Consider the following 25,750-nt stretch of genomic DNA (forward strand, 5'->3'; position numbering starts at 1 on the left):
CTTCCCCCTTGCCCCCACGGCCGGTCAAGCCGGGCATCCAGGGAGCCCCTTCGCACCCCGGATCGCGTACCAGTGAACACCGGGGCAGTCAGCAGGCACTTCACATGGACTCAACGGGCAGCGCAGCCTGCCCTCGGGGCTGTCCCTACGGTGCCGGTCACCGGTCGGCGGTGTCTCTACCGTCCTGCCATGACCACATCCGCTCATCTGGACGCGGCCCCTGTCCCGGTGCTCCCGGGAGAGCAGGCCAGGATCGTCCTGGAGGTGCGCAACAGCAGCACCATCGTCGAGGCGTACACCTTCGAGGTCCTGGGTGCGCCCGCCGCGTGGACCGTGGTCGAGCCGGCGGAGCTCTCGCTCTACCCGAACACCACGGGCCAGGTCACGCTCGTCGCGAGCCCGCCGCGCGACACGACCGTACCCCCTGGCGATCTGCCGCTGGCCGTGAGGGTGTTGCCGCAGGAGCGGCCCGAGTCGGCGACGGTGCCCGAGGGCACGCTCGAGGTGCTGCCCTACGCCGAGGCGACCGCGGAGCTGACACCGCAGATGGCGCAGTCGCGCGGGCGGGCGCGGTTCCAGGTCGCGGTGGACAACCGGGGCAACCACCCGCTGACGGTGGGGCTCAGGGGCGCCGACCGCTCGCAGGCACTGAGGTTCGGCTTCCCCGCGTCCCCGACGGTGGTGGACCCGGGCCGGGCGGCCTTCATCCAGGTGCCGGTACGGCCCAAGCGGCGGCTGTGGCGGGGCGTCGCGGTGCCGCACGCCTTCCAGTTGACGGTGACGCCGGCCTCGCAGCAGGCGGTGGTCGAACCGATCGTCCTGGACGGCACCTTCGTGCAGCAGCCGGTGCTCAGCAGCGCGTTGCTGCGGGCCGCGGTCGCCGTGGTCGCGCTGGCCGGCATCCTGCTCGGGATCTGGTACGGGCTGCTGCGGCCCGCGGTCAGGAGCGCGGCCAAGGAGGCCGTGAAGGACCCGGTGGCGACGGCAGCGACCCAGGCGGCGAGCGCCAACCAGAAGGCGGACGACGCCAAGAACGCCGCGAAGGGCGCGGAGCAGGCCGCCAAGTCGGTGGGCGCGACCCCGTCGCCGCTCGCACCCGGGCAGGGTCCCGAAGCCCCGGCGAACGCCGAGCTGTTCTCCACCCGGCTCACCGCGGCGGGCTCCGCGGGCGCCTCGGGTACGGGCTCGTATCCGGTGCCGCCCGGCAAGACCCTGCGGCTGACCGACCTGGTGCTGGAGAACCCGCAGGGCGACTCGGGCACGGTGACCATCGCGGTCGGCGGCAAGACGCTGCTGGCGCCCGCGCTGGAGAACTTCCGCGAGCAGGACTTCCACTGGGCGTCGGCGATCCTGGTCACCGAGGGCCAGAAGGTGACGATCACGGTGGCCTGCCGCCAGCCCGGCACCCCGCCGGGCTCCGGCCCCGCGCCGAGCCAGTGCTCGTCGGCGGCCCTGATCAGCGGCACCCTGGAGTAGCCGCCGCGGCCTGGCTGCCCGGACGGCCGGTCGCGGCTCGCCTCCCGCCGATGACCGGCGCGGCGGGACCGCCGGAGGACCGCGCCGGTCATCGGCGGGACGGTCGGACGGACGGACTAGTCCAGCAGCTTCGACATGAGGCCGATGAACTGCCGCCGCTGGGCCGCCGTCAGAGGCGCCAGCACGGCCTCCTGGGCCTGGTCGACCATGGAGTCGAGGTCGACCAGGACATCGCGGCCCTGAGGTGTGATCGTCACGATCTTCCGGCGCTTGTGGCCGGGGTCGACCCTGCGCTCGACGAGGCCGCGCGATTCCAGTTCTGCGAGCGCCGCGGTGACGTCGCTCCTGTCGATCCCGGTGTCACGGCCGAGGTCGGCCTGGCTCGCGGGCCCCCACTGATCGAGTCCCGCGAGCAGGCGGTAGTGATATCCGCGCAGGCCATCGCCCCTGGCGTCGAACCCTGCGGCGAGCAGCGCCGAGGAGCGCGCGAAGGCGCGGCCGATGAGCCAGGTCGGGCGGTCCTTGAGCCGGTCCGGGGTACGGCCGGGCTGGACGAGTGGCACAGGCATGCCTCCAGATTACCAATTGTGGGGGCGGCCAACATTTTGTATGTTGGATGTGCCAACATTGGTCGAACCAACACGCCCGTCGCTGTCCGCAGCCCGTGGACGGTTTCGGACCACAGCGAGGAGATCCGACGATGGACACCGCACCCACCCCCGCGGAAGAACCCGCCCGCGTCCTCGTGGTCGGCCGCAGCCCCAGCGTCCTGTTCGCCGCGGTCGACATCCTGCGGGCCAAGGGCTACACCGCCGACGCGACGAACCAGTTCGACCGGGTCCTCGACGACTACGACGCCGCAGCACTCGACCTCCTGGTCTTCGGCGGAATGGTCCCGGCCGACATCAAGGAGCACCTGCGGGGCGAGATGTCCGCGCGCAACCCGCGGATCAGCTTCGTCCAGGGGCTCGCCGGCATTCCCGGTGTCATCGCCGCACAGGTCGAGGCCTTCGCCTCGGGCCGCGAACCCGGCCCTGGCGGTGCCGAGATCGCCTACGACGCCGCCCGACGGTGCGTGCGGGTGACGCTCGATGAGCGCGCGCACGTCACCGTCGAGGCCCTGTGGGGCACCTCCTTCACGCCTCCCGAGCCCAAGAGCACCTCGCAGCGGATCTGCGACGGCACCCTGGAACCCGGGCACCATGTCATCCAGCTGCCCGGCCAGGTGCCCTCCGAGGCCTCCTTCGCCACCGTCACCGTCGACCGGGTGGTCCGCGTGTTCACCGTCGGCGCGATGCCCGCAGCGGTCACGCGGCTGGCACCCGCAACGGCCGACGACATCCGGCTCCCCGCCGTCGACGCGGTCACCACGAACGGCGATGACCGCTGACCCGGGCGGGAGCGCCCCCGCCCGCCGCCCCGGCCCGCGGACACGGACGCTGCCGGGCCAGCGCCTGCTGAACCTGCTGGTCCGCGGCCTGCTGCGAACACCGGGCCTGTGCCGGATCATCGGCGCCCGGCTGGTCACCCTGTACGTGGTGGGGCGCGTGTCGGGCCGCCGCCACACGATCCCGGTCGCCTACGTGGCCCGTGACGGCGACCTCCTGATCGGCACCTCCGCCGGCTGGGCCCGCAACCTGCGCACCGGCGAACCCGTCACCATCCGCCTCAAGGGCAGGCGACGCCTGGCCGAGGTCCTGATCCTCACCGAGGAGTCCGACGTCGTCCCCGCCTACGCCGCCATGGCACGGGCCAACCCGACCTTCGCCGCCTTCAACACCATCCGGCTCGGCGACGACGGCGAACCGGACCCCGGCGACCTCCACCTGGCCTGGCGGCACGGCGCCCGGGCCCTCCGCCTGACCCCGCGACCCCGGCAGGATCCGCGGACCAGGCCCTGACGGCCCCGGGGGTGCCGGGGGCGGTTCCGCGGGGTGCGTGGGGACGGTTCCGCGGGGTGCCGGGGCACCCGACATGCACCGGCGCAGGCGGTAGGGTCGGGGGCGGCTGGGGAGCTGATGTGGACAGGTGATCCCGTGCTGGTGAATCCGGTGCCGACCTCGCCCTACTGGTTCGACCGCCCCGCCCTGCGCTGGGTCGACGGTATGCCCGTCGGCAACGGGCGGCTGGGCGCCATGATCTGGGGCCCCCCGGACGAGCAGCGCTTCTCGCTCAACGAGGACACCTTCTGGTCGGGGCCGCCGACCGCCGCGCCCCCCGCCGTACCCGAGGGCCTGCTCGCCGAGGTGCGGGCCGACCTGCGGGCGGGTCGGCATGTCGCAGCCGGGGAAAGGCTGAAGGCCGCGCAGGGGCGAAGCGCCGAGGCCTTCCAGCCGGTGGGCGACCTCGTCCTGCGGGTGGCGGGCGGCTGGGAGAACGGCGGGCTGCGGCGGGAGGTGAACCTGCGGGAAGGCGTGGCCCGCCAGTTCGCCGGGCACGTCCTGCAGGAGGTGTTCGCGGACACCGCGACCGGCCTGCTGATGGTCCGCCTGACCACCGACCGGCGCGGCGGCCTGGACGCGGACCTGAGCTGGGAGACACCCCAACTACGCCACCGGGTGGAGGCGCTGGGCAGCGACGGGCTTGCCCTGCTGCTCGTCGCGCCCTCGCACGTCGGCGACGACGCCCGGCACCGCCCGGTCGTCGAGCACGGCGACCCGGCGATGGCCGCCGCCGCCCTGGCCAGGGTCAGGTGCAGCGGCGGCGAGGTCTCGGCGGAGGACGGCCGGCTGCGGTTGCGGGGCGTCGGCGCCTGCACCGTGCTGGTCGACGTGCGCACCGGCTTCGCGGGCTGGGACCGCGTACCGGGCGGCGACCCCGAGGAATGCCTCACCCGCGCCGCCGATTCCGTCGCCGCCGCCTGGCAGCGCCCCTGGTTCGAGCTGCGCGGCGCGCACATCGCGGAGCACAAAGCCCTGATGGACCGGGTGCGGTTCCGGCTGCACGAGACGCCGGGGCCCGGTCCCGAGCCGTGGCACCCGACCGCGCCGCCGCTCGACGTGAGGCTGCGCGACTCGGCCGCGGCCGAAGGGCCGCGTGACGAGCAACTTGCACCGCTGCTCTTCGACTTCGGCCGGTATCTGCTGCTGGCCTGCTCGCGGCCCGGCACCCAGGCCGCCCACCTCCAGGGCCTGTGGAACGACTCGGTGACCCCGCCGTGGCACTGCGACTACACCGTCAACATCAACACGCAGATGAACTACTGGCCCGCGGAGAGCACCGCACTGCCCGAATGCCACCTGCCGTTGACCGACCTCGTCGCGGAACTCGCCGACGCGGGCACCGGCGTCGCAAGGGCCCTCTACGGCACCGAAGGCTGGACCTGCCACCACAACACCGACCTGTGGCGCGCGACCTGGCCGGTCGGCGAGGGCAACGACGACCCGATGTGGTCGAGTTGGCCGCTCGGCGGTGCCTGGCTCTCGCTGCACCTGGCCGAGCACTGGCGCTACGGCCGCGACGTCCGCTTCCTGCGCGAGCGCGCCTGGCCGGTCGCCGCCGGAGCCGCCCGCTTTCTGCTCGGGCTGCTCACCGAGGACGCCGACGGCCACCTCGTGACCGCCCCGGCCACGTCCCCTGAGAACCGCTTCGAGACCGCCGACGGCCCCGCCTCGGTGGACCTGTCCACGGCCATGGATCTGGCGCTGACCCGTGAACTCCTCGGGTTCCTGGCCGAGTCCGCCGCCGACGCGGGCCCCGCCGCCGACCCGGCACTGCTCGCGGACATCGCCGCCGCCCTCCCGCGGCTGCGGCCGCCGGCCGTGGGCAGCCGCGGCGAACTCCTCGAATGGCACACCGAGCGCCGGGAGACCGAGCCGCACCACCGCCATCTCTCGCACCTGGTCGGCCTCCACCCGGGAAGCGGCGCAGGCCTGGCCGCCGCAGGACTGCGTGCGGCGGCAAGGCGCAGCCTGGAACTGCGCGGCGACGAGGGGACGGGCTGGTCGACGGCCTGGAAGACCGGCCTGTGGGCGCGGCTCGGCGACGGCTCCGCGGCCCACCGGCTGCTCGGGGTGATGCTGCGCCCGGTCGCCTCCGCCACGGAGGGCGGCGGCGTCTACCCCTCGCTGCTCTGCGCCCACCCGCCCTTCCAGATCGACGGCAACTTCGGGGCCACCGCGGCCATCGCGGAACTCCTCGTCCAGTCCCACACGGACGTCCTCGACCTGCTGCCCGCGCTGCCTCCTGCCTGGCCTTCCGGCGTGGTCACCGGGCTGCGCGCCCGCGGCGCCCTCCGCGTGGACCGCCTCGCCTGGTCCGCGGGCGCCCTGGGCTCGGCGACCCTGCGCGCGGAGCGGGACACCGCGCTCACCGTCCGCTGGCCCGGCGGCGGCCGTACGGTCGGCCTGCGGGCGGGGGTCCCGTACGACCTCGAACCCTGACGCCTGACCGCGACGGAAAGGGAGCAACCCCCGGGGCGAGGCCCCGGGGGTTGCGGTGAGCAGCACTCCCGTGAACGGCGGAGGGCAGCCCGGGGGACAGCCCCGAGGCAAAAGCCTCAGCCACAGCCCCGAGGCACAGCCCTCAGGCGTCGAAGCCGAACACCCTGACCCGCTGCTCCCCCCGCAGGACGAGCCGCACGTCCTGCACGCCGGCCGGGCAGGTGGCGAGGTCGGACGCCACGGTGGTCCAGGTGTACCGCCCGCCCGTCGACGGGACGGGCACCGCCGCCAGCCGGGTTTCGCCCGCCCAGACCTCCAGGTGGGCGGGGCCATTTCCGGTGCGGGAGACCTCGGCCGTGAAGGTCCTGGCCCCGTCCAGGTCCGCGGCCCGGTAGACGAGGGTGCCGTCGTCGCCTGAGGGGGTGACGGCGTCGCCGTCGGTGGGCGTGGCGTCCACGAGGGTGATGCCGGTGTGGTCGTCGAAGTCGACCGCACGCACCCGGTGTCCGACGACCGTGCGCGGGGCGGGCGGCGGGCCTGTCACCGTCAGGGCGGCGGACAGCGGCAGGTCGGCGGCTGAACGGCCCACCAGCACCTCGTAGCCGCCCGCTTCGACGGCGAACTCCCCCGCCGCCACCGACCAGTGGGCGAACGCGTCCGCGTCGAGCGGGAATTCGACCCGCGCCGACTCGCCCGCCGCCAGCCGCACCTTGCGGTAGCCGGCCAGCTTGAGCAGCGGCGCCTCGTATCCGGTCGCGCCCACCGCCCTTGCGTACAGCTGGACCGTCTCGACGCCCTGCCGGGTACCGGAGTTGGTGACGGTGACGGCCGCCGTGAGGGTGCCGTCCTGCGGGATGCGGGAGCGGTCGAGGGCCAGGTCGGTGAGGGGGAAGCTGCTGTACGACAGGCCGTGCCCGAAGGCGTAGAGCGGCGCGGCACGGTGGTATTGGTACGTCCAGCCGGCCTTGATGATGTCGTAGTCGAGGCGCCCTGGCAGCTCGTCGTCCGCCCGGTACCAGGTCTGCGGGAGGCGGCCCGCCGGGTCGGCGTCGCCGAGCAGCACCGCGGCCAGCGCGCGGCCGGTCTCCTGGCCGCCGTGCGAGGTCCAGAGCACGGCGGGCACGTTCGCGTCGGCCCAGTCGACCGCGTAGGGATAGCTGCTCATGACGACGAGGACCGTCTCCTGGCGCGCGCCGACGACCTCCCGCAGCAGGCGCTCGTGCGCGGGCGGGAGGGTGATGCCGGCCCGGTCCTGCGTCTCGCGCCCGTTGATGTGCGGGTCGTTGCCGACGACGAGGACCACCGCGTCGGCCTGCCCGGCCGCCGCGACGGCCTCCGCGACACCGTCGCGGACCACCTCTCGCGTGAAGTGCTCGGCGTCGGAGACGACGTCGGCGGTGACGGCGACGGCGCCGCTCGCCGGGTCCACCGCGACGTAGCGCCCGGTGTACACCGACCGCAGCGCCTCCTTGCCGTCGCCGAGCGGTTCGAGCCTGAAGGTCTCGTGCACGTCCCAGCCCGCGGGCTGCACGCGGTCGGCGGCGAGCGACTGGTCCTCGTCGACGAGCCCCGCGTAGCGGCCGGTGCGCACGTTGCGCAGGGTGAGGATGCCGAGGTCCCAGTCGAACAGGTCGAACTGCGCGGCGCCGTCAGCGGTGTCGGTGTCGGCCACGATGAGGCAGTCGGCCGCCCCGGCCGCGGTGAGGAGCCCGCCGGTGGAGGCGGCCCGCAGCGCGATGCGGTCGACGCCCTCCACCACGACGGTCTCGCCGCCCCGCGCGCCGACCTCCGCGCGCAGCCCGTCGGCCACGGTGACCCGGTAGGGCATCGTGCCGCTGTACCAGTCCTCGAAGAGGGTGTCGGCGAGCGGCCCGACGACCGCGACCCGGCGGCCGCCGACGGCCAGCGGCAGCAGCCCGGCGCGGTCCCGCGGCGCGGCGTCGGCAGCGTTTCCGGCGGCGCTCCCGGCGGCGGCAGCGTTTCCGGCGGCGGCGCCGCCTCCGCTCGGCTCGTTCCTGAGCAGCACGATCGACTCGGTGGCGGCCCGCAGCGCCAGGGCGCGGTGTTCGGGCGAGTCGACGACGTCCCAGGAGGTGCCCGCGTACGGCCCCTGGCCTGGGTCGAACTCGCCCAGGCGGAAGCGGATCGACAGCTGGCGGCGTACGGCCCTGTCGATGTCTGCTGCGGTGAGCAGCCCGCGCTCGACCGCCTCGCTGATCCGGCCGAAGGTCGTGTCGGTGTCCTCGCCGTGGTCGGTGAAGGAGTCGATGCCGGCCTTGAGGGCGGCGGCGTGCGAGGCGGCGTGGTCGTCGAAGTAGTGCTCGGGGTCGACCAGGTTGGAGGGCGCCTCGGCGTCGCTGACCACGAACAGCTCGTGTCCGGTGGGCCGGGCCCACTGCCGCAGCTCGGTCTCCAGCAGTGGACTGACGTGGCAGGGTCGGCCGTTGACGAGGTTGTAGGCGGCCATCACGCCGGTGGCCGATCCGGTGGCGACGGCCTGCCTGAAGGCGGCGAGGTCGTATTCGTGCAGCACCCGCGGGCGCACCCCCGACGAGCTGGTGACGCGGTCGTCCTCGTTGTTGTAGGCGAGGAAGTGCTTGAGGATCGGCGCGGTGCGCAGCTGTTCCGGGTCGTCGCCCGACATGCCGCGGCAGAAGGCGTCCCCGAGGCGGGCGGACAGCAGCGCGTCCTCCGAGTAGCCCTCCTCGTTGCGGCCCCAGCGCGGGTCGCGCAGCAGGTTCACCACCGGCGCCCACGCCTGGAGGCTGTGGCGTCCGGTGCCGATCGCGGGCTCCCTGTGGTGGTGGAAGGCCCGCAGCTCGGTCGAGGTCGCCGTGCCGACCGCCCGCAGCAGCTCGTCGTCCCAGGTCGCGCCCAGGCCGACGGCCTGCGGGAAGGTCGTCGCGGGGCCGAGCCAGCCGACGCCGTGCAGCGCCTCGGTGCCGGTGCGGAAGGGCTGCACGCCGAGCCGCGGGACCGCGGGACCGTACTGGTGCAGCATCGCGATCCGCTCGCCGGGCGTGAGCCGGGACAGCAGGTCGTCGACGCGCTCGCCGAGCGGCACGGCGGGATCGCGGAACGGCAGCCGGTCCACGGGTGGGTCGGCGGGCAGCTCGGCGGGCACGGAGACGGTACTCACAGCGGGGAACCCCTTGCAGAGTGCGGCGTTGGGCACGGGAGGAACGCGCCACGTACGTGGCAGGACGTGGCGCGGACGGGACCGGTCCGACGGAGGGCTTGCGCACCGGCCGGTGAAACGCTTCGACGCTGACATGTGGATTGCGGCCGTGTCAACCATGTCACCGGGTCTGATCAACTGCCGGTCCACGCCCCGCCACCTGCGCCAACTCCCCATGCTGACCAGGCAATACGCCGGTATGCGGACGTCCGCGCGGTCCACGAAATCTTTTTGCGCAACCACTTGTCGAACTGGTAGGCCGTCGTTAGTCTCGCCGCAACGTCGAAGCGCTTCGATTGATGCGGACGGCATCCGCCGCTGCGACGCCCAGGACTTCTCCCACCTGCACGACGCTCGTCACGGAACCTCTCAGGCGAAGGGCCGCCCCATCATGAGCATCGAGTTGAACCGCAGATCCTTTGTGAACGGCGCGGTCGCCGTCGCCGGCGCTGCCGCCATGTCGCCCCTGCTCGCGGCGTGCGGCGGGGGCGACAGCAACAGCAGCACCCGGCGCAAGGGCGGCACGAACAGCAAGAAGGGTGCGGCCGCCGCGCTGCCCGCCTACGTGCCGAGCAGCGCCGTGCAGGCGGACATCCCGTCGAGCAGCGGTTCCGGCAGCGCGATCACCGACCCCGGCTTCCTGAAGTACCCGGCGAGCCCGGTCAAGTCGGTACCCGAAGTCCCCGGCGCGGGCGGCCACTACACCGCGCTGACCCCGCTGTGGGGCACCATCCCGCCGGCGAACAACGCCTTCTACCAGGCCATGAACAAGGCGCTCGGCGCCACCCTGACGATGAAGCCCGCCAACGGCGTCACCTACAACAACACCATCCCGACCCTGACCGCGGCCCGCAAGCTCCCCGACTGGGTGCAGCTGCCGGGCTGGTGGAATTCGAACTTCAAGGTCGGTGAGCTGTGCGGCACCCAGCTCGCCGACCTCACCCCGTACCTGGCGGGCGACAAGGTCAAGAAGTACCCCAACCTGGCAGCGCTGCCCACCGGCGCCTGGACGGCCGGCATGTTCCAGGACAAGCTCTTCGGCATACCGAGCTTCGCCAGCGGCTTCGGGCTGCCGGGCCAGTACTTCTACCGCGGTGACATCTTCGCCGCCAAGGGCATCAACGCCGACGATGTGAAGTCCTGCGACGACCTGCTCGCCCTCGGCAAGGAGCTGACCGACGCCAAGGGCGGCGTGTGGGCCTTCGACGACCTGTGGCCGTACATCTTCCAGATGTTCGACTTCGCGCAGAAGTTCACCGTCACCAGCGGCAAGCTGGTGCACAAGTACGAGCAGCCGGAGTTCATCGAGGCGCTCAACTGGTGCTACAAGGTGGCCAAGTCGGGCTACGTCCACCCCGACGCGCTGGCCGGCAACAACAACGACGCCAAGACCCGCTTCTACGCGGGCAAGGTGCTGATCACCGCCGACGGCACGGGCGCGTGGAACGAGGCCGACGCGCAGGCCGGCATCGCGGCGAACAAGGCCTACCGGCGGGCGTCCTTCAAGCCCTTCTCGGCCGACGGCACCAAGGCCCCCCGGCTCTTCCTGAACCCCTCCGCGGGCGAGTTCAGCTACCTCAACGCGAACCTCAAGCCGGCCCAGATCGAGGAGTGCCTGCGGATCGCCAACTACCTGGCGGCCCCCTACGGCTCCGCGGAGTACACGCTGGTCAACTTCGGCGTCGAGGGCACCGACTACACCGTGGGCGCCAACGGCCCGACGCCCACCAAGTCGGGCCTCGCCAACGTCAAGGCGCAGACCTACCCCTTCCTCGCCACCCCGGTGAACGTCATCTCCAACCCCGACTTCCCGCAGGTCACCAAGGACATCTGCGCCTGGAACGCGGTCGCGGCGACCCACGCGTACAAGCCGGTGTTCTGGAACATGAACATCACCGTTCCGCAGCGCTACGCCACCGCCGACGCCGGGCAGGCCGTCGAGGACACCATCAAGGACGTCTACCACGGCATCAAGCCGGTCTCCGCCTACCAGGACGCGCTCAGCACCTGGAAGGGCAGCGGCGGCGGCGACGCCCTCGTCGCCTGGTACCAGACCACCGTCATGGACAAGCTCGGCACCGGCCAGTAGGTCAGGCCGGAAGGCGACACCGAGGAGGAATGATGGCGTCGACCGTCGCCGAACAGGGCGAGGACGAGCAGGACACGAGCGGGCCGCGGCAGAGCGGCGGCGACCGCGGGGACGGCGGTGGGCGTGCGGGCGCCGCGCGGAAGCGGGTCGGCCGGGTCGACTGGCGGATCAGGCTGCGGCGGGACAAGTCGCTGATCTTGATGACGCTGCCCGCTGTCGGGCTCCTGCTGGTCTTCAACTACCTGCCGATGGTCGGCACCATCACCGCCTTCCAGTACTACGACCCACTGGACGGGATCAGCAACAGCGAGTGGGCGGGGCTGGCCAACTTCCGCCAGCTGTTCGGCGACCCGCTGTTCTGGCACTCGCTGGAGAACACCCTCTACATCAGTGCGGTGCAGCTGGTGCTGTTCTTCCCGATCCCGATCCTGCTGGCCCTGCTGCTGAACTCGGTGCTCAACTCCCGCATCAGGTCGGTGATCCAGGCGATCACCTTCCTGCCGCACTTCTACTCCTGGGTGCTGGTCGTCACGCTCTTCCAGCAGATGATCGGCGGCGCGGGCCTGCTGAACCAGTTCCTGCGCCAGCACAACGCGGGCACCTGGGACTTCATGACCAACCCGCACACCTTCTCGCTGCTGGTGACCTCGCAGGTGGTCTGGAAGGACGCCGGCTGGGGCATCATCGTCTTCCTCGCCGCGCTCTCCGCCATCGACCAGAACCTCTACGAGGCGGCGGCGTCCGACGGGGCGGGGCGCTGGCGGCGGCTGTGGCACATCACCCTGCCGGGGATGCGCAGCGTGATCGTGCTGATGCTGGTGCTGCGGCTGGGCAACGCCCTGTCGGTCGGATTCGAGCAGCTGCTGATCCAGCGCTTCGCCGTCGGCCACGACGCCTCCGACGTGCTGGACACCTTCTCCTTCTACTACGGCATCGGCACCCAGAACTACAGCTACGGAGCTGCCGCGGGCATCTTCAAGAGCGTGATATCGCTGCTGCTGATCTGGGGTGCCAACAAGCTGGCCCACCGCTTCGGCGAGGACGGACTGTACCGGAAATGACCACCCTGACCGCACCGGAAGCCCGCCGGGGCAGCCGTCCGCGCCACCCGAACCGTCCGGCCTGGGAAGAGCCGCCGACCGCGGTCGGCCAGACCGCCAAGGGCCTCACGCTGGGCACCGTGGTCCTGCTGATCATCGTCCCGGTCTACTGCGTGGTCCTGACCAGCATCTCCACCCCGGGCGCGATCAACCGCGCGGGCGGCCTGGTCATCGTCCCCGACGGCATCACCCTCGACCCCTACGTCACGATGCTCAGCGGCGGCCCGGTCCGCCGCGCGCTGGTCGTCACCTTCGCGATCACGGCGGTCGGCACCGCCCTGTCGATGGTCGTGTCGATCCTGTGCGCCTACGGCCTGTCCCGCTCCCGCTCGCTGGGGCACCGCTTCCTGCTGCTGGTGCTGGTCTTCACGATGTTCGTCAGCGGCGGCCTGATCCCGACCTTCCTCGTGGTCAGCGAGCTGGGCGGCCTCGGCACCTACTGGTCGATGATCCTGCCCAGCGCGGTGAGCGTCTTCAACATCCTGGTGCTGCGCAGCTTCTACTCCGGCACCGCAGCCGAACTCATCGACGCCGCCCGCATGGACGGCGCCAGCGAGTGGCGCATCCTGTGGTCGGTGGTCCTGCCCACCTCCCGCGCGGTGACCGCGGTCATCACGCTCTTCTACGCGGTGGGCTACTGGAACACCTTCTTCAACGTGATGCTCTACCTGCCGATGGACACCGAGAAATGGCCGCTCCAGTACGTGCTCTACGAGTACGTCAACCTGGGTATGAACATGCCGGGCCAGGTGAACTCCGGATTCGGCGTGTCGGGCCACTCGCAGACCGCTCCACTGTCACTCCAGATGGCCGTCGTGGTGATCACGCTCCTCCCGATCATGCTCGTGTTCCCCTTCATGCAGAAGCACTTCGCGAAGGGCATGCTTACCGGGGCCATCAAGGGCTGACCGCGGTCCGCGCAGCCGCGGACCGCACTCGAGACAGGGCCGGTCCCGCACGCCCATCCCCCGCTGTGTGACGGGACCGGCCCCCCGACCACCGCCCACTCCACACCGCTCACCGGGCGTCGAAGCAACCGGCGGCACGACACGAAGGGTTCACCAGCATGGTGACACTGGCTGAGGTGGCCAAGCACGCGGGCGTCTCCGCGAGTACCGTGAGCTACGTCCTCAGCGGCAAGCGCTCGATCTCCCCGCCGACCCGCGAGCGCGTGGAGAAGGCGATCAGCGAACTGGGGTACCACCCCAACGCCGGCGCCCGCGCGCTGGCCGGGAAGCGTTCGCACATCATCGCGCTGGTCGTCCCGCTCAGGACCGACGTCTACGTACCGATCATGATGGAGATCGCCATCTCCGTCACCGTGGCCGCCCGCAGCCACGGTTACGACGTCCTGCTGATCACCAACGACGAGGGCCCCGAGGGCCTGCGCCGGGTCGCCGCGAGCGGCCTGGCCGACGGGGTGATCCTGATGGACGTCGAACTCGACGACGCGCGCATCCCCGTCCTGCGCGAGACCGGCACCCACGCGGCGCTGATCGGGCTGCCGGCCGACACCCGCGGACTGGCCTGCGTCGACCACGACTTCGCCGGCGCGGGCGCCATGTGCGCCCAGCACCTCGCCGACCTCGGCCACCAGGACATCGCCTTCATCGGCTACGCGCCCGGCGTCTACCAGCGCCACGCCGGATACGCCGAGCGCACCCTGAGCGGATTCCGGGAGCGCGCGGCCCAGTGCGGCCTGCGCGTCCTGCACCGGCCCTGCGAGGGCAGCTACGAGAGCACCGCGGGCGCGCTGTCGCGCATCCTCGCCGACCGACCGGCCACCACCGGCTTCGTCGTGCAGAACGAGGGCGCCATCGGCCCGCTGCTCAGCCTGCTGCGCACCAGCGGCCGCATCGTGCCCGAGGACGCCTCGGTCGTCGCGCTGTGCCCCGACCCGCTGGCCGAGCAGTACTCGCCGCGGCTCACCGCCGTGACCGGTCCCGCCCACGAACTCGGTCGCCAGGCGGTCGCGTTGGTGATGAACCGGCTCGAGGACCGGCCCACCGCCGAGGTCAGCCTGCTCACACCGGTGCTCACACCGCGCGAGAGCAGCGGCCCGGCCCCGGTCCGCTGACCGCCGCCCCCGTCACCCCCTTCCCGCACACCCGCGCCCACTTCCACCCCCACCCCGACCCCGACCCCGACCGCCACGTCACCGAGCAGCCCCGGGAGCGCCCGCATGCCCACCTTCTTCCGCGATCCCGGCCACGCGCCGGAGTGGCGTGCCGGGGGCGAGAACCCGCGCGTCGAGGCGCTGGGACGGGAATCGATCCGGGTGCGGGCCATCGCGAGCCGCGGCCCGCAGGCGGGCGCACGGCCCCGCGGGGTCCACCTGCCGGCAGGCGCGAGCCGGACCGGCGCGTGGGCGGGGTGGGCGTACGGGGGCGGCGGCAGCGTCACGGTGGACGCCCCGCTCCACCGCATGCCGCTCTTCCCGCGGAGCGGCGCGTCCCTGCCGGCCACCGGGGTGTCCTCGTGACCGGGCCGCTGACCGAACGGCTCGGCGGGCGCCTCGCCTTCGGCGGCGACTACAACCCCGAGCAGTGGGACGAGGCCGTCTGGAAGGAGGACGACCTGCTGATGCGCTGGGCGCACGTGAACCTCGCGACGGTCGGCGTCTTCTCCTGGGCGCTGCTCGAACCCGAGGAGGGCCGCTACGACTTCGGCTGGCTCGACGCCCACCTGGACCGGCTGCACGCCAACGGGGTCGCCGTCGACCTCGCGACGCCCACCGCGTCCCCGCCGCCCTGGTTCACCCTCGCGCACCCCGACGCGATGCCGGTCACCGCCGAGGGGGTACGGCTCTCGCACGGCAGCCGCGACACCTACTGCCTGGCCGCGCCCGCCTACCGGCAGGCGTCCCTGCGCATCGCCACCGCCCTCGCGGAACGCTACGGCGGGCACCCGGCCGTGGCCATGTGGCACGTCCACAACGAGTACGCCACCGTCTGCTGGTGCGACCACTCCGCCGCGGCCTTCAGGACCTGGCTGCGGGCCCGGCACGGCACCCTGGACGCCGTCAACGAGGCCTGGGGCACGGCCTTCTGGAGCCAGCGCTACGGCTCCTGGGACCAGATCCTGCCGCCGCGCGCCACCCAATGGCACCGCAACCCGGGACTCGCCCTGGACTTCCGGCGGTTCTGGTCGGACGAGGCACTGGCCGCCTACCGCGAGCAGCGCGACGCGATCCGCGCGCACGCGGGACCCGGCCGGCCCGTCACCACCAACCTCATGCTGCCCGGCTACCAGGTGCTCGACCTGTGGTCCTTCGGCCGCGAGGTCGACGTCGTCGGCATCGACCACTACCCGGCCGCGCCCGGCATCGACGCGGCCGCCGACACCGCCTTCGGCGCCGACCGGGCCCGCTCCTTCGGCGGCGGGAAGCCGTGGCTGCTGATCGAGCAGGGCGCCAACACCGTGTACGCGGGGGACCGCACGCTGCCCAAGGAACCCGGCGACATCCTGCGCCACTCGCTGGCGCACATCGCGCACGGCTCGGACGGCGCGCTCTTCTTCCAGTGGCGCCAGTCCAAGGCCGGCGCCGAACTGTGGCACTCCGCGATGGTCCCGCACGCCGGGCCCGACTCCCGGGTCTTCCGCGAAGTCGCCGACACCGGGGCGGTGCTGGCGCGCCTCGGCGAGGTCGCGGGCTCCGTCGTACGGGCCCAGGCCGCCGTCCTGCACGACTCGGACTGCTGGTGGGCACTGGACGGGCAGGGCCTGCCGTCCGCCTCGCTCGACTACCACGGCGAGTTGCGCCGCGCCCACCGCGCCCTGTGGGACGCGGGCGTCACCACGGACTTCGCCCACCCCGCCGACCCGGACCTTTCCCGCTACCGGCTGCTCGTCGCCCCCGCGCTGTACCTGCTCTCCGACGCCGCCGCCGAGGCGCTGCGGGCCTGGGTCGAGGCCGGCGGCACCCTGCTGGTCCAGCACTTCGCCGCCGTGGTCGACGACCGCCACCACGCCCGCCTCGGCGGCTACCCGGCGGAGCCGCTGCGCGAGGCCCTCGGCGTACGGGTCGAGGAATTCCGCCCGCTGCCCGACGGCACCGCCCTGCGGCTGTCGGACGGCTCGACCGGCTCGGAGTGGAGCGAGTCCCTGCGGGTGACCGCACCTGCCGAGGCGGTCGCCACGTACACCGACGGCATGCTCGCCGGCCGGCCCGCGGTGACGCGGCACTCCTACGGCGCGGGCAGCGCCTGGTACACCTCCACCCGCCTCGAAGGACCGGCGTACGGCGCCCTGGTCGCCCGGCTGCTGGCCGAGGCCGGGGTGCGCCCTGAAGTCCCGGTCCCCCCGGGCGTCGAGGCCGTCCGCCGCCACCGCCCCTCGGGCTCCGGGAGCTGGCTCTTCCTGCTCAACCACACCGCCGCGCCCGCCACGGTCAGGGCCGAGGGCCACGACCTGCTCACCGCCCGCCCGCTGCCCGCCGCGGGCCTGACCCTCCCGCCGGGCGGCGCGGCGATCCTCCGCCAGGGGTGAGCCGCCTCGCGGGACCGGGCGCCGGGCCGCCGGTGTCCGGGCCCTCGCAGGGCGGCATCGCGCGCGGGTAGCCTCCGGGCATGCCCACCGCGCCCGCTGTACCGCCCGCGCCCGGTCACGCCGAACTCGGCGAGCTCGCGGCCGGGATCGACGGCGAACTGGTGGCGCTGCGCCGCACCCTCCACCGCCATCCCGAACTCGCGGGCCAGGAAAGGCGCACCGCGGCCCTCGTCGCCGGCCGGCTGCGCGCCGCGGGCCTGACCGTCACGACCGGTGTCGGCGGCCACGGCGTGGTGGCGGTGCTGGACCGGGCCGGTGAAGGGCCCACCGTCGCCTACCGGGCCGACATGGACGCGGTGCCCGCGGACGAGGAGCCCGCGGAAGGCTTCTCCTCCCGCGTCCCGGGGGCGGCCCACCTGTGCGGCCACGACCTGCACGTGGCGATCGGGGTGGGCATCGCCCGCGTCCTGGCCCGGGTGCGCGAACGGCTCGGCGGCCGGGTCGTCTTCGTCTTCCAGCCGGCCGAGGAGACGCTGGCCGGGGCGCGGGCGATGATCGAGGACGGGGTGCTCGACCGGACACGGCCGCGGGAGATCCACGCCCTGCACTGCGGCCCCCTTCCGGTCGGGGCGTTCGCGGTCATGCCGGGCTTCGGGCACCCCGGGCTCGACCGCTTCACGATCGACGTGCCGGGGCCCGGCGCGGAGGCCGGGGGCAGGCGGCTGCGCGCCATGGTCGACGGCCTGTCGACCACCACCCCTCCGCGCACGCCGGAGGACCGCGCACGGCTCGTCGAGGACCTGACGACGCCGGACGGCCCGCTGGCGCGCTTCGTCCTCGCCGGGTCCTCGCTCGCTCCGGCCCCCGGCGGTGTGCGGGTGAGCGCCTGGCTGCGCGCCTGGCCCGACAGCCGGTACTCGGGCATCAGGGACGCCGTGCGGCGCGCGGTCGAGTCGGCCCCGGGAGCCCGCGTCACCTTCGCAGGGGAGCCCTTCCCCTCCATGGTGTGCTCGCCGGAACTCAGCGAGGCGGCGGCCGCCCATCTGCGGGAGGCCTACGGCCCGGACGCGGTGACCGTGCTGCACGCCTCCTTCCCCTTCGCCGGGGAGGACTTCGGCCTCTTCCTGCGGCGGGTGCCTGGGGCGATGTACTTCCTCGGCGTCGCCGACCCGGCTTCCGGGGTCAACGGCGCACCGCACGCCCCTGACTTCGTGGCGGACGAACGCGCCATAAGGGTCGGTGTCCAGGCGATGGCGGGCTTCCTGTCGTCCCGCCTCGCCGCGCAGCCCTGAGGCGCCCCGGCGGTCGGCTGTGACACAAGGCGGACAGCACGCGGACGCTTCCGCATCCCGATCGCCCTAAGATCCCGGACATGACAAACGGGGAACACGCATTCACCCAGCTCGCCTACCGCCCGCACCACTACACCCACAGCCACGGCAGCGGTGGCGGCATGGGCCTCACCGGCCTGATCGTGATGCTGGCCGTCATCGCGCTGATCGCGCTCGCGGTCTACGCGGTGAAGCGGTCCGGCGGGCAATGACCACGCTCCACGGCGGACGCCGTCCCGCGGGGCGACCGCGGCGGACCGCGCCCCGTGCGCCCAACCCTGGGGCTGGTCCTGAGCGTTGATCACCCGGCGCGGCGGACATAGGTTCCGGGCATGACGAATGTACGGATCGGCGTGATGTACGACCGCGACTGGGCCCCCGAGGGACTGCCCGGCTTCGCGCGGGAGGTCGAGGCGCTCGGCGCGGACGATCTGTGGGTCGTCGAGGACCTCGGGTGGAACGGCGGGATCTCCGCGGCCGCCGTGGCGCTCGGGGCGACCGAGCGGCTGCGGGTGGGCATCGGGATCGCGCCCGCACCGCTGCGCAGCCCGGCCCTGCTGGCGATGGAAATCGCCACGCTGGCACGGGTGTTCCCCGGGCGGCTGGTGGCCGGCATCGGGCACGGGGTGCCGGAGTGGATGGCCGCAGCCGGTGTCGCGGCCGGCTCGCCGCTCGCGCTGCTCGAGGAGACCGTCACCTCGGTGCGCGCGCTGCTGCGCGGCGAGGAGGTCCGGCTCGAGGGCCGCGAAGTGCGCCTGGACGGCATCCGGTTGGTGCACCCGGCCACGGAACCGCCGCCGGTGGTCACGGGCGTGGTGCGGCCCCGCTCACTCGAGCTGTCCGGCCGGGTCGCGGACGGCACGCTGCTCGCAGAGGGCCACGGACCGCGGGACCTGGAGAACGCGCTGGCCCTGATCGGCAAGGGCGGCGCCACCGCGGAGCACACGCTCACGGTCTACGCGTACGCCTGCGTGGGCGACGACGCCGAGGAGGTGGCACGTACGCTGCGGCCCGCCGTCGAGGGCCAGTCCGGCTGGCTCGGCCGCCCGCCGGAGGACGTCTTCACCGTCTCGGGCACCCCCGCGGCGGCCGCAGGACGCGTCCGCGAACTGGCCGCGGCCGGGGCCGACACGGTCGTGCTGCGCTTCTCCGGCGCCGAGCCGGCCCGGCAGTTCGGGGCCGTGCTGGACGCGCTCGCCTGAGGACGGGCAAGGCGGCCGGTCACCTCGGTGCCGGCCGCTCCGTCACCTCTCGGGGGGACACACCCCGCAGCCGAACCGGCAGGAGAGACCCGTGACGTCCTTGCTCCACCTCGATTCCAGCGCCAACCAGTCGGGTGAATCGGTCAGCAGGCAGCTGACCGCGCTGTTCGCCAGGACCTGGCAGACCGTGCACGGCACGGCCGGATACCGCCGCCGGGACCTGGCCGCCGACCCCGTACCGCCGCTGGACACGGCCTACTGCACGCTCGGCCGGCGGGTGGAGCGCAAGGGCCTGGTCCCGCCCGGGGCCGTACCCGCCCTGGCCGAGAACCCGGCCGAGGAGCGGGCCTGGGCGCTGACCAGGCCGCTGGTCGCCGAGCTCCTGGCGGCCGACACCCTGCTGATCGGCGCCCCGATGTACAACTACTCGGTGTCCGGGCTGCTCAAGGCCTGGATCGACCGGGTGACCTTCCCCGGCGCCCTCACCGACCTCGGCACCGGGCAGAGCCTGCTGCGCGGCAAGCGGGTGGTGGTGGTCAGCTCCAGGGGCGGCGCCTACGGCCCGGGGACCCCGCGCGAGGGCTGGGACTTCCAGACCCCCTACCTGCGGGCGTACTTCGCCGACCACGGGGTGCCAAAGGAGAACCTCAGCGTCGTCCGCGCCGAGCTGACCGTGGCCGACATCGTCCCGCAGCTTGAGCGCTTCCGCCCGCAGGCGGCGGACTCGCTGGCCGCGGCGCGCGCCGAGGTCGAGGCGCTGGCAGCCGTGGGCGCCGGGACGCACGACCGGGCGCGGTCGGCCGCGCGCTGACGGCCCGCTTTTCGGCGCGGTGGCGGCCGGCCCCGATCGGCGCCGGCCGCCGCCGCGGCCCCGGGGCGGCACCCGCGGCCCGTGCCCGCCGCCGCACAGGCGGGAAGAGGGTCGCCAGGGAGGGGTCCCGAGGTCTGATACGCTGATCCAGCGACAACGGCCTGTCAGGCAGTGCTCATCCGGTCACGGAGGGCAAACCAATCGGGAGTGTCGCAAAAAACCGGTGCGGGAGCATGGCTCGGCATGTGTCAGACTTGTGCCGCACGGAGCAGTGGGAAGTACAAGCAGTACAGCAAGGTCCTGTGGAGCAGTTTGGAGTGCTCGCCACCCTGTCAAGGTGGAGGCCGCGGGTTCAAATCCCGTCAGGACCGCTGCGGCTGGGTAGCTCAGTTGGTACGAGCGACCGCCTGAAAAGCGGTAGGTCGCCGGTTCGACCCCGGCCCCAGCCACCGCACGGCGTAGGCCCCGTCCTCGGACGGGGCCTACGCCGTTTTTTCACGAGGCTTTCTGCAGCCTCAATCAGCGGCCACCCGGGTGCCGGTGCCGCCAGCCGACGAAGACCGCGGTCGACAGGGCCGCCCATCCGGCCAGCACCGCGAAGGGGAAGGCGTGCTGGTGGCTGCCGAAGTAGACGGCGGTGTGCTGGGCGTTCACCGAAGCACCCGGCGGCAGCCAGCGGCCGATCCGCCCGAGCAGCGACGGCAGCAGCGGCCACGACACGGCGCCGCCGGACGACGGATTGCCGAGCAGCACCATCAGGCCCCAGGTGGGGAGCATCGCCCAGCGGCCGACCAGCGTGTTGAACATCGTGAAGACCATGCCGGACGTGAACAGCGTGAAGGCCAGGATCAGCCACGACTCCGCGAAAGGCAGGTCGAGCGCGCCGAGGCCCCAGTCGACCACCGCCGCGATGGAGAAGCCGCCGAGCAGCGCGTAGCCGCCGGTGAAGGCGATGCGCTCCCCCGGGTTGAGCGCCCGCGCGTGCACGCTGAGCTGGATGGCCCCCACGAAGCCGAGGATGACGGCGGCCAGCGAGATGTAGAAGATCGCCAGGCCGCGCGGGTCGCCCTTCTGGAGCGGGTTGATGTCGCGGACCGTGACGGGTGTGCCGATCGCCCGGCCGACCATGGGCGCGGTCTCCGCCAGCAGCTGCGCCACGCTCGCGCCCGACGCCGACGACACGTAGAGGCGGGGGGCGCCCGGCAGCCCGGCGGCGGGCTCCTGGAGGATCGCGAACACCTTCTGCGCCTCGACTGCGCCCCTGGCGTCGGCGAAGCTGGGGTAGGAGTGCAGCCGGAGCGACGCGCCGAGCGCCTGCTCCATCCCGGCGACGAACTCCGCGCGCTTCACCTGGGAGGGCGGCACCCCGGTGACGGCCGTCGGGATGTGCCGGGGGGTGGGGTTGGCGAAGGCGTAGGTGTACGAGCCGGCGAAAAGGCCGGCCGCGGCGGCGATCAGGACGACCAGCACGCACGCGGAGAAGAACGGTGACGCCCGGAACGCCGCCCACGCGGAGGCCACGCGCTGTCCCATGCCCGCACGCTACGGCCTGCGGCCCGCTGCCGCCCCCGCTGACCCCCCACCCGTGTCCGCCGTGCGGCGACCACCGCCACCGCCCCGGCAGCGCGGGCCAGGAAATGGGGTCGCCCGGGGCGGGCCGCAGGTGCGAGCATGGGTCGCGTATGTCTACTTACGCGACCACCGCTGAACTGGCCGAACGCCTCCCCGCCCTCACCCTGCGAGACGAGCAGCGGCTCGGGCGGCGGCTCGAGGGTGCCCGGCGCATCAGGAAGCCGGAGGCCCGCGCCGCGGTGCTCGCGGAGATCGACACCGAGATCGGCAGGGGCGAGCAGCGCATAGCGGCCCGCAGGGCTGCCGTGCCGCGGATCACCTACCCCGCGGCGCTGCCGGTCAGCCAGAAGAAGGACGACATCCTGGCGGCGGTGCGCGACCACCAGGTCGTGATCGTCGCGGGCGAGACCGGCTCGGGCAAGACGACGCAGATCCCGAAGATCTGCCTGGAGCTGGGCCGCGGGGTGCGCGGCCTGATCGGGCACACCCAGCCGCGCCGCATCGCGGCCCGTACGGTCGCGGAGCGCGTCGCGGAGGAGCTGGGCACACCGCTGGGCGAGGCGGTCGGCTGGAAGGTGCGCTTCACCGACCAGGTCGGGGACTCGACCCTGGTCAAGCTGATGACCGACGGCATCATGCTCGCGGAGATCCAGACCGACCGCGAGCTGCGCGCCTACGACACGATCATCATCGACGAGGCGCACGAGCGCAGCCTCAACATCGACTTCATCCTGGGCTACCTGGCCCAGCTGCTGCCCCGCCGCCCCGACCTCAAGGTGATCATCACCTCGGCGACGATCGACCCGCAGCGCTTCTCCCGGCACTTCGGCGACGCGCCGATCGTGGAGGTCAGCGGGCGTACGTATCCCGTGGAGGTGCGCTACCGGCCGCTGCTGGAAGAGGGCGGCGAGGACGGCGACCGGGACCAGATCACCGCGATCTGCGACGCCGTCGACGAGCTCCAGTCCGAGGGCCCCGGCGACATCCTGGTCTTCCTGTCCGGCGAGCGGGAGATCCGCGACACGGCGGACGCGCTGGTGAAGAAGAACCTCAGGCACACCGAGGTGCTGCCGCTCTACGCCAGGCTGTCGTCGGCCGAGCAGCACCGGGTCTTCCAGCAGCACGCGGGCCGCCGGATCGTGCTGGCGACGAACGTCGCGGAGACCTCCCTCACCGTCCCCGGCATCCGCTACGTCATCGACCCCGGCACCGCCCGCATCTCCCGCTACAGCCACCGCACGAAGGTGCAGCGGCTGCCGATCGAGCCGGTCAGCCAGGCCAGCGCGAACCAGCGCAAGGGGCGCTGCGGGCGTACCTCGGACGGCATCTGCATCAGGCTCTACGACGAGGACGACTTCCTGTCCCGGCCGGAGTTCACCGACGCCGAGATCCTGCGGACGAACCTGGCGTCGGTGATCCTGCAGATGACCGCGGCCGGCCTCGGCGACATCGCGCGCTTCCCCTTCATCGACCCGCCGGACAGCCGCAACATCAAGGACGGTGTCCAGCTCCTCGAAGAGCTGGGCGCGCTCGACCCCCAGCAGAAGGACCAGCGCAAGCGGCTGACGCAGACCGGCCGCAAGCTCGCACAGCTCCCGGTGGACCCGCGGCTGGCCCGTATGGTGCTGGAGGCCGAGCGCAACGGCTGCGTCCGCGAGGTGATGGTGATCGCGGCGGCGCTGTCCATCCAGGACCCGCGTGAACGCCCCTCGGACAAGCAGCAGCAGGCCGACCAGCAGCACGCCCGCTTCCGTGACGAGAGCAGCGACTTCCTCGCCCTGCTGCACCTGTGGACGTACGTCAGGGGCCGGCAGAAGGACCTGTCGTCCTCGGCCTTCCGCCGGATGTGCCGGTCGGAGTTCCTCAACTACCTGCGGATCCGCGAGTGGCAGGACATCTACAGCCAGCTGCGCTCGGTCGCCAAGTCGCTGGGCATCACCGTGACCGAGGCGGCGTCCGCCGACGACGCGGCCGATCCGGTCAGGGTCCACCAGTCGCTGCTGGCCGGGCTGCTGTCGCACCTGGGGCTCAAGGACACCGACAAGAACGAGTACCTGGGCGCCCGCAGCGCCAAGTTCGCGGTCTTCCCCGGTTCCGCCCTGTTCAAGAAGCCGCCGCGCTGGATCATGTCGGCGGAGCTGGTGGAGACCTCCCGGCTGTGGGCGCGGGTCAACGCGAAGATCGAGCCTGAGTGGGTCGAGCCGCTGGCCCAGCACCTGGTCAAGCGCTCCTACAGCGAACCGCACTGGGAGAAGGACCAGGCGGCGGTGATGGCGTACGAGAAGGTGACCCTCTACGGCGTCCCGCTGGTCGCCCAGCGCAAGGTCAACTACGGCCGGATCGACGCCGAGGTCTCCCGGGAGCTGTTCATCCGCAACGCCCTGGTCGAGGGCGACTGGCGCACCCACCACCAGTTCTTCCACGACAACCGCAAGCTGCTCGGCGAGGTCGAGGAGCTGGAGCACCGCGCCAGGCGGCGGGACATCCTGGTCGACGACGAGACGCTGTACGACTTCTACGACCGCAAGCTGCCGGAGGACGTGGTGTCCGGCGCCCACTTCGACTCCTGGTGGAAGCAGAAGCGGCGCGAGGAGCCGGAGTTGCTCAACTTCGAGCACTCCATGCTGATCAACGAGAACGCGGAGGCGGTCACCAAGGCCGACTACCCCGACTCCTGGCGGCAGGGCGCGCTGAAATTCCGCGTGACCTACCAGTTCGAGCCGGGCGCGGACGCGGACGGCGTGACCGTGCACATCCCGCTCCAGGTACTCAACCAGGCGGTGCCCGACGGCTTCGACTGGCAGATCCCCGGCCTGCGCGAGCAGGTCGTCACCGAGCTGATCCGCTCGCTGCCGAAGCCGATCAGGCGGCACTACGTGCCCGCGCCGAACCACGCGAAGGCGTTCCTCGACCGGGCCGTGGCCGGTCCCGACCCCCTGCCGCTGGTCCTGGCACGGGAGTTGCAGCGGATGGTCGGCGTGCCGGTCACCGCGGAGGACTTCGACCTCACGAAGGTGCCCGACCACCTCAAGGTCACCTTCCGGGTGATCGACGAACGGCGCAGGACGGTCGCCGAGGACAAGGACCTCGACGCGCTGAAACTGCGGCTCAAGCCGAAGACCAGGGAGGCCATCACCAAGGCCTTCGAGCGCGCTTCCGACCCGGTGCTCGCCTCGGTCGAGCAGCGCACCGGGCTCAAGGACTGGACGATCGGCGCGCTGCCCCGCACCTTCGAGGCCAGGCGGTCCGGGCAGCCGGTGAAGGCGTACCCGGCGCTGGTCGACGAGGGCGCGTCGGTGGCGGTGCGGCTCTTCGACACCGAGCCGGAGCAGGCCGCGGCGATGTGGCGCGGTACCCGCCGGCTGATCCTGCTCAACGTGCCGGTCAATCCGGCGAAGTTCGTCGCCGACCAGCTGTCCAACCAGCAGAAGCTGGCCCTGTCGAGGAATCCGCACGGCAGCGTGCAGGCGCTGTTCGAGGACTGCGCCACCGCGGCGGCGGACCGGCTGATCGCCGAGCACGGCGGCCCCGCGTGGGACGAGGAGGGCTACCGCAAGCTCTACGACGCGGTGCGCGCGGACCTGGTCGAGCTGACCGGCCGCAGCGTCCAGCGGGTCCAGCAGGTGCTGGCCGCCTGGCACTCCTGCGAGCGGCGTCTGAAGGACACCAGGAGCCTCGTCCTGGTCGCGAACCTCCAGGACGTCAAGGAGCAGCTGGCGGGCCTCGTGCACCCCGGTTTCGTGACCGAGGCGGGCCTTCGGCGGCTCCCCGACCTGATGCGCTACCTGGTCGCCGCCGACCGCCGCCTCCAGCAGATGCCCACGGGTGCGCAGCGGGACGGCACCCGGATGGAGAAGGTCCGCGAGATCCAGGCGGAGTACGCCCAACTGCTGGCCGCCCAGCCGGCGGGCCGGCCGGTCCCCGCCGCGGTGCGCGACATCCGCTGGATGATCGAGGAGCTGCGGGTCAGCTACTTCGCCCACGCCCTGGGCACGGCCTTCCCGGTCTCCGACAAACGCGTCTTCAAGGCCCTCGACGAGGCCTGGGGCTGACCGGCCGCCCCGCCGCCCGCCCTCCTCGCGATCGAGTTCGACCGCACCCCCTGACCTGCTGTACAGTCT

At 72.8% G+C, this 25,750-nt stretch carries 18 protein-coding genes and 2 tRNA genes; 17 read left to right on the forward strand and 3 right to left on the reverse strand.

Translation table 11 applies throughout. From position 1 onward, the window contains the following. Window positions 1-189 precede the first annotated feature (189 nt). Window positions 190-1,476 carry a hypothetical protein gene (locus ACGFMP_RS00260; protein WP_393669351.1) on the forward strand — a complete coding sequence of 429 codons (1,287 nt, stop codon included), beginning with the start codon at window positions 190-192 and terminating at the stop codon, window positions 1,474-1,476. A 116-nt stretch (window positions 1,477-1,592) separates the two neighbouring features. Here ACGFMP_RS00260 and ACGFMP_RS00265 read toward each other — a convergent pair whose 3' ends face one another. Beyond that, entirely contained in the window at window positions 1,593-2,045 is a 453-nt protein-coding gene (locus ACGFMP_RS00265) for a MarR family winged helix-turn-helix transcriptional regulator (RefSeq protein ID WP_393669352.1), read from the reverse strand. Between the two features lie 131 nt (window positions 2,046-2,176). Between ACGFMP_RS00265 and ACGFMP_RS00270 the strand changes: the two genes are divergently transcribed. From ACGFMP_RS00270 to ACGFMP_RS00280, 3 genes are all read left to right on the forward strand, one after another. Then, window positions 2,177-2,866 carry a hypothetical protein gene (locus ACGFMP_RS00270; protein WP_393669353.1) on the forward strand — a complete coding sequence of 230 codons (690 nt, stop codon included), beginning with the start codon at window positions 2,177-2,179 and terminating at the stop codon, window positions 2,864-2,866. Continuing rightward, window positions 2,856-3,377 (forward strand): hypothetical protein, encoded by a 522-nt coding sequence (locus ACGFMP_RS00275; protein WP_393669354.1) that lies wholly within the window; start codon window positions 2,856-2,858, stop codon window positions 3,375-3,377. The genes ACGFMP_RS00270 and ACGFMP_RS00275 overlap by 11 nt, the downstream gene beginning before the upstream one ends. 135 nt (window positions 3,378-3,512) lie before the next feature. Next, window positions 3,513-5,858, forward strand: coding sequence for a glycoside hydrolase N-terminal domain-containing protein (locus tag ACGFMP_RS00280; RefSeq protein ID WP_393669355.1), 2,346 nt, complete (start codon window positions 3,513-3,515; stop codon window positions 5,856-5,858). A 142-nt stretch (window positions 5,859-6,000) separates the two neighbouring features. On the opposite strand, the gene ACGFMP_RS00285 is transcribed toward ACGFMP_RS00280, so the two are convergent. Then, on the reverse strand, window positions 6,001-8,997 hold the full coding sequence (locus ACGFMP_RS00285) for a glycoside hydrolase family 3 C-terminal domain-containing protein (protein ID WP_393669356.1): 2,997 nt from the start codon (window positions 8,995-8,997) through the stop codon (window positions 6,001-6,003). A gap of 430 nt (window positions 8,998-9,427) precedes the next feature. Between ACGFMP_RS00285 and ACGFMP_RS00290 the strand changes: the two genes are divergently transcribed. From ACGFMP_RS00290 to ACGFMP_RS00345, 12 genes are all read left to right on the forward strand, one after another. Continuing rightward, window positions 9,428-11,125: an ABC transporter substrate-binding protein gene (locus tag ACGFMP_RS00290; protein ID WP_393669357.1), complete on the forward strand. Its 1,698-nt coding sequence runs from the start codon at window positions 9,428-9,430 to the stop codon at window positions 11,123-11,125. Window positions 11,126-11,157: 32 nt separating this feature from the next. Beyond that, window positions 11,158-12,186: an ABC transporter permease gene (locus ACGFMP_RS00295; RefSeq protein ID WP_393669358.1), complete on the forward strand. Its 1,029-nt coding sequence runs from the start codon at window positions 11,158-11,160 to the stop codon at window positions 12,184-12,186. Beyond that, entirely contained in the window at window positions 12,183-13,133 is a 951-nt protein-coding gene (locus ACGFMP_RS00300; protein ID WP_393669359.1) for a carbohydrate ABC transporter permease, read from the forward strand. The genes ACGFMP_RS00295 and ACGFMP_RS00300 overlap by 4 nt, the downstream gene beginning before the upstream one ends. Window positions 13,134-13,291: 158 nt before the next feature. Continuing rightward, entirely contained in the window at window positions 13,292-14,302 is a 1,011-nt protein-coding gene (locus ACGFMP_RS00305) for a LacI family DNA-binding transcriptional regulator (RefSeq protein ID WP_393669360.1), read from the forward strand. 105 nt (window positions 14,303-14,407) lie between these two features. Continuing rightward, window positions 14,408-14,707, forward strand: coding sequence for a hypothetical protein (locus tag ACGFMP_RS00310; RefSeq protein WP_393669361.1), 300 nt, complete (start codon window positions 14,408-14,410; stop codon window positions 14,705-14,707). Beyond that, entirely contained in the window at window positions 14,704-16,713 is a 2,010-nt protein-coding gene (locus ACGFMP_RS00315; RefSeq protein ID WP_393669362.1) for a beta-galactosidase, read from the forward strand. The genes ACGFMP_RS00310 and ACGFMP_RS00315 overlap by 4 nt, the downstream gene beginning before the upstream one ends. A gap of 80 nt (window positions 16,714-16,793) precedes the next feature. Next, window positions 16,794-18,005 (forward strand): M20 family metallopeptidase, encoded by a 1,212-nt coding sequence (locus ACGFMP_RS00320; protein ID WP_393669363.1) that lies wholly within the window; start codon window positions 16,794-16,796, stop codon window positions 18,003-18,005. 80 nt (window positions 18,006-18,085) lie between these two features. Beyond that, entirely contained in the window at window positions 18,086-18,256 is a 171-nt protein-coding gene (locus ACGFMP_RS00325; RefSeq protein ID WP_393669364.1) for a hypothetical protein, read from the forward strand. A 120-nt stretch (window positions 18,257-18,376) separates the two neighbouring features. Beyond that, window positions 18,377-19,246 carry an LLM class flavin-dependent oxidoreductase gene (locus ACGFMP_RS00330; RefSeq protein WP_393669365.1) on the forward strand — a complete coding sequence of 290 codons (870 nt, stop codon included), beginning with the start codon at window positions 18,377-18,379 and terminating at the stop codon, window positions 19,244-19,246. 91 nt (window positions 19,247-19,337) lie between these two features. Further along, the gene (locus ACGFMP_RS00335) at window positions 19,338-20,057 is read left to right on the forward strand and encodes an FMN-dependent NADH-azoreductase (RefSeq protein ID WP_393669366.1); all 720 of its coding nucleotides are present in this window, start codon (window positions 19,338-19,340) and stop codon (window positions 20,055-20,057) included. Between the two features lie 296 nt (window positions 20,058-20,353). Next, window positions 20,354-20,428, forward strand: a tRNA-Asp gene (locus ACGFMP_RS00340). Between the two features lie 4 nt (window positions 20,429-20,432). Then, window positions 20,433-20,506: transfer RNA gene (locus ACGFMP_RS00345), tRNA-Phe, on the forward strand. 70 nt (window positions 20,507-20,576) lie between these two features. Here the strand turns inward: ACGFMP_RS00345 and ACGFMP_RS00350 are convergent. Further along, window positions 20,577-21,590 (reverse strand): ABC transporter permease, encoded by a 1,014-nt coding sequence (locus ACGFMP_RS00350; protein WP_393669367.1) that lies wholly within the window; start codon window positions 21,588-21,590, stop codon window positions 20,577-20,579. Between the two features lie 149 nt (window positions 21,591-21,739). On the opposite strand from ACGFMP_RS00350, the gene hrpA reads away from it, so the two are divergent. Beyond that, window positions 21,740-25,681, forward strand: coding sequence for an ATP-dependent RNA helicase HrpA (hrpA, locus tag ACGFMP_RS00355; RefSeq protein WP_393669368.1), 3,942 nt, complete (start codon window positions 21,740-21,742; stop codon window positions 25,679-25,681). Window positions 25,682-25,750 lie beyond the last annotated feature (69 nt).

The sequence above is a fragment of the Streptomyces sp. NPDC049040 genome, from assembly GCF_043197715.1.
Lineage (GTDB): Bacteria > Actinomycetota > Actinomycetes > Streptomycetales > Streptomycetaceae > Actinacidiphila.

Bases quoted from the DNA above. Each gene is read 5' to 3' on its own strand.
- ACGFMP_RS00260 (WP_393669351.1), top strand. From the start codon at position 190: ATGACCACATCCGCTCATCTGGACGCGGCCCCTGTCCCGGTGCTCCCG.
- ACGFMP_RS00265 (WP_393669352.1), bottom strand. From the start codon at position 2,045: ATGCCTGTGCCACTCGTCCAGCCCGGCCGTACCCCGGACCGGCTCAAG.
- ACGFMP_RS00270 (WP_393669353.1), top strand. From the start codon at position 2,177: ATGGACACCGCACCCACCCCCGCGGAAGAACCCGCCCGCGTCCTCGTG.
- ACGFMP_RS00275 (WP_393669354.1), top strand. From the start codon at position 2,856: ATGACCGCTGACCCGGGCGGGAGCGCCCCCGCCCGCCGCCCCGGCCCG.
- ACGFMP_RS00290 (WP_393669357.1), top strand. From the start codon at position 9,428: ATGAGCATCGAGTTGAACCGCAGATCCTTTGTGAACGGCGCGGTCGCC.
- ACGFMP_RS00295 (WP_393669358.1), top strand. From the start codon at position 11,158: ATGGCGTCGACCGTCGCCGAACAGGGCGAGGACGAGCAGGACACGAGC.
- ACGFMP_RS00300 (WP_393669359.1), top strand. From the start codon at position 12,183: ATGACCACCCTGACCGCACCGGAAGCCCGCCGGGGCAGCCGTCCGCGC.
- ACGFMP_RS00305 (WP_393669360.1), top strand. From the start codon at position 13,292: ATGGTGACACTGGCTGAGGTGGCCAAGCACGCGGGCGTCTCCGCGAGT.
- ACGFMP_RS00310 (WP_393669361.1), top strand. From the start codon at position 14,408: ATGCCCACCTTCTTCCGCGATCCCGGCCACGCGCCGGAGTGGCGTGCC.
- ACGFMP_RS00320 (WP_393669363.1), top strand. From the start codon at position 16,794: ATGCCCACCGCGCCCGCTGTACCGCCCGCGCCCGGTCACGCCGAACTC.
- ACGFMP_RS00325 (WP_393669364.1), top strand. From the start codon at position 18,086: ATGACAAACGGGGAACACGCATTCACCCAGCTCGCCTACCGCCCGCAC.
- ACGFMP_RS00330 (WP_393669365.1), top strand. From the start codon at position 18,377: ATGACGAATGTACGGATCGGCGTGATGTACGACCGCGACTGGGCCCCC.
- ACGFMP_RS00350 (WP_393669367.1), bottom strand. From the start codon at position 21,590: ATGGGACAGCGCGTGGCCTCCGCGTGGGCGGCGTTCCGGGCGTCACCG.
- hrpA (WP_393669368.1), top strand. From the start codon at position 21,740: ATGTCTACTTACGCGACCACCGCTGAACTGGCCGAACGCCTCCCCGCC.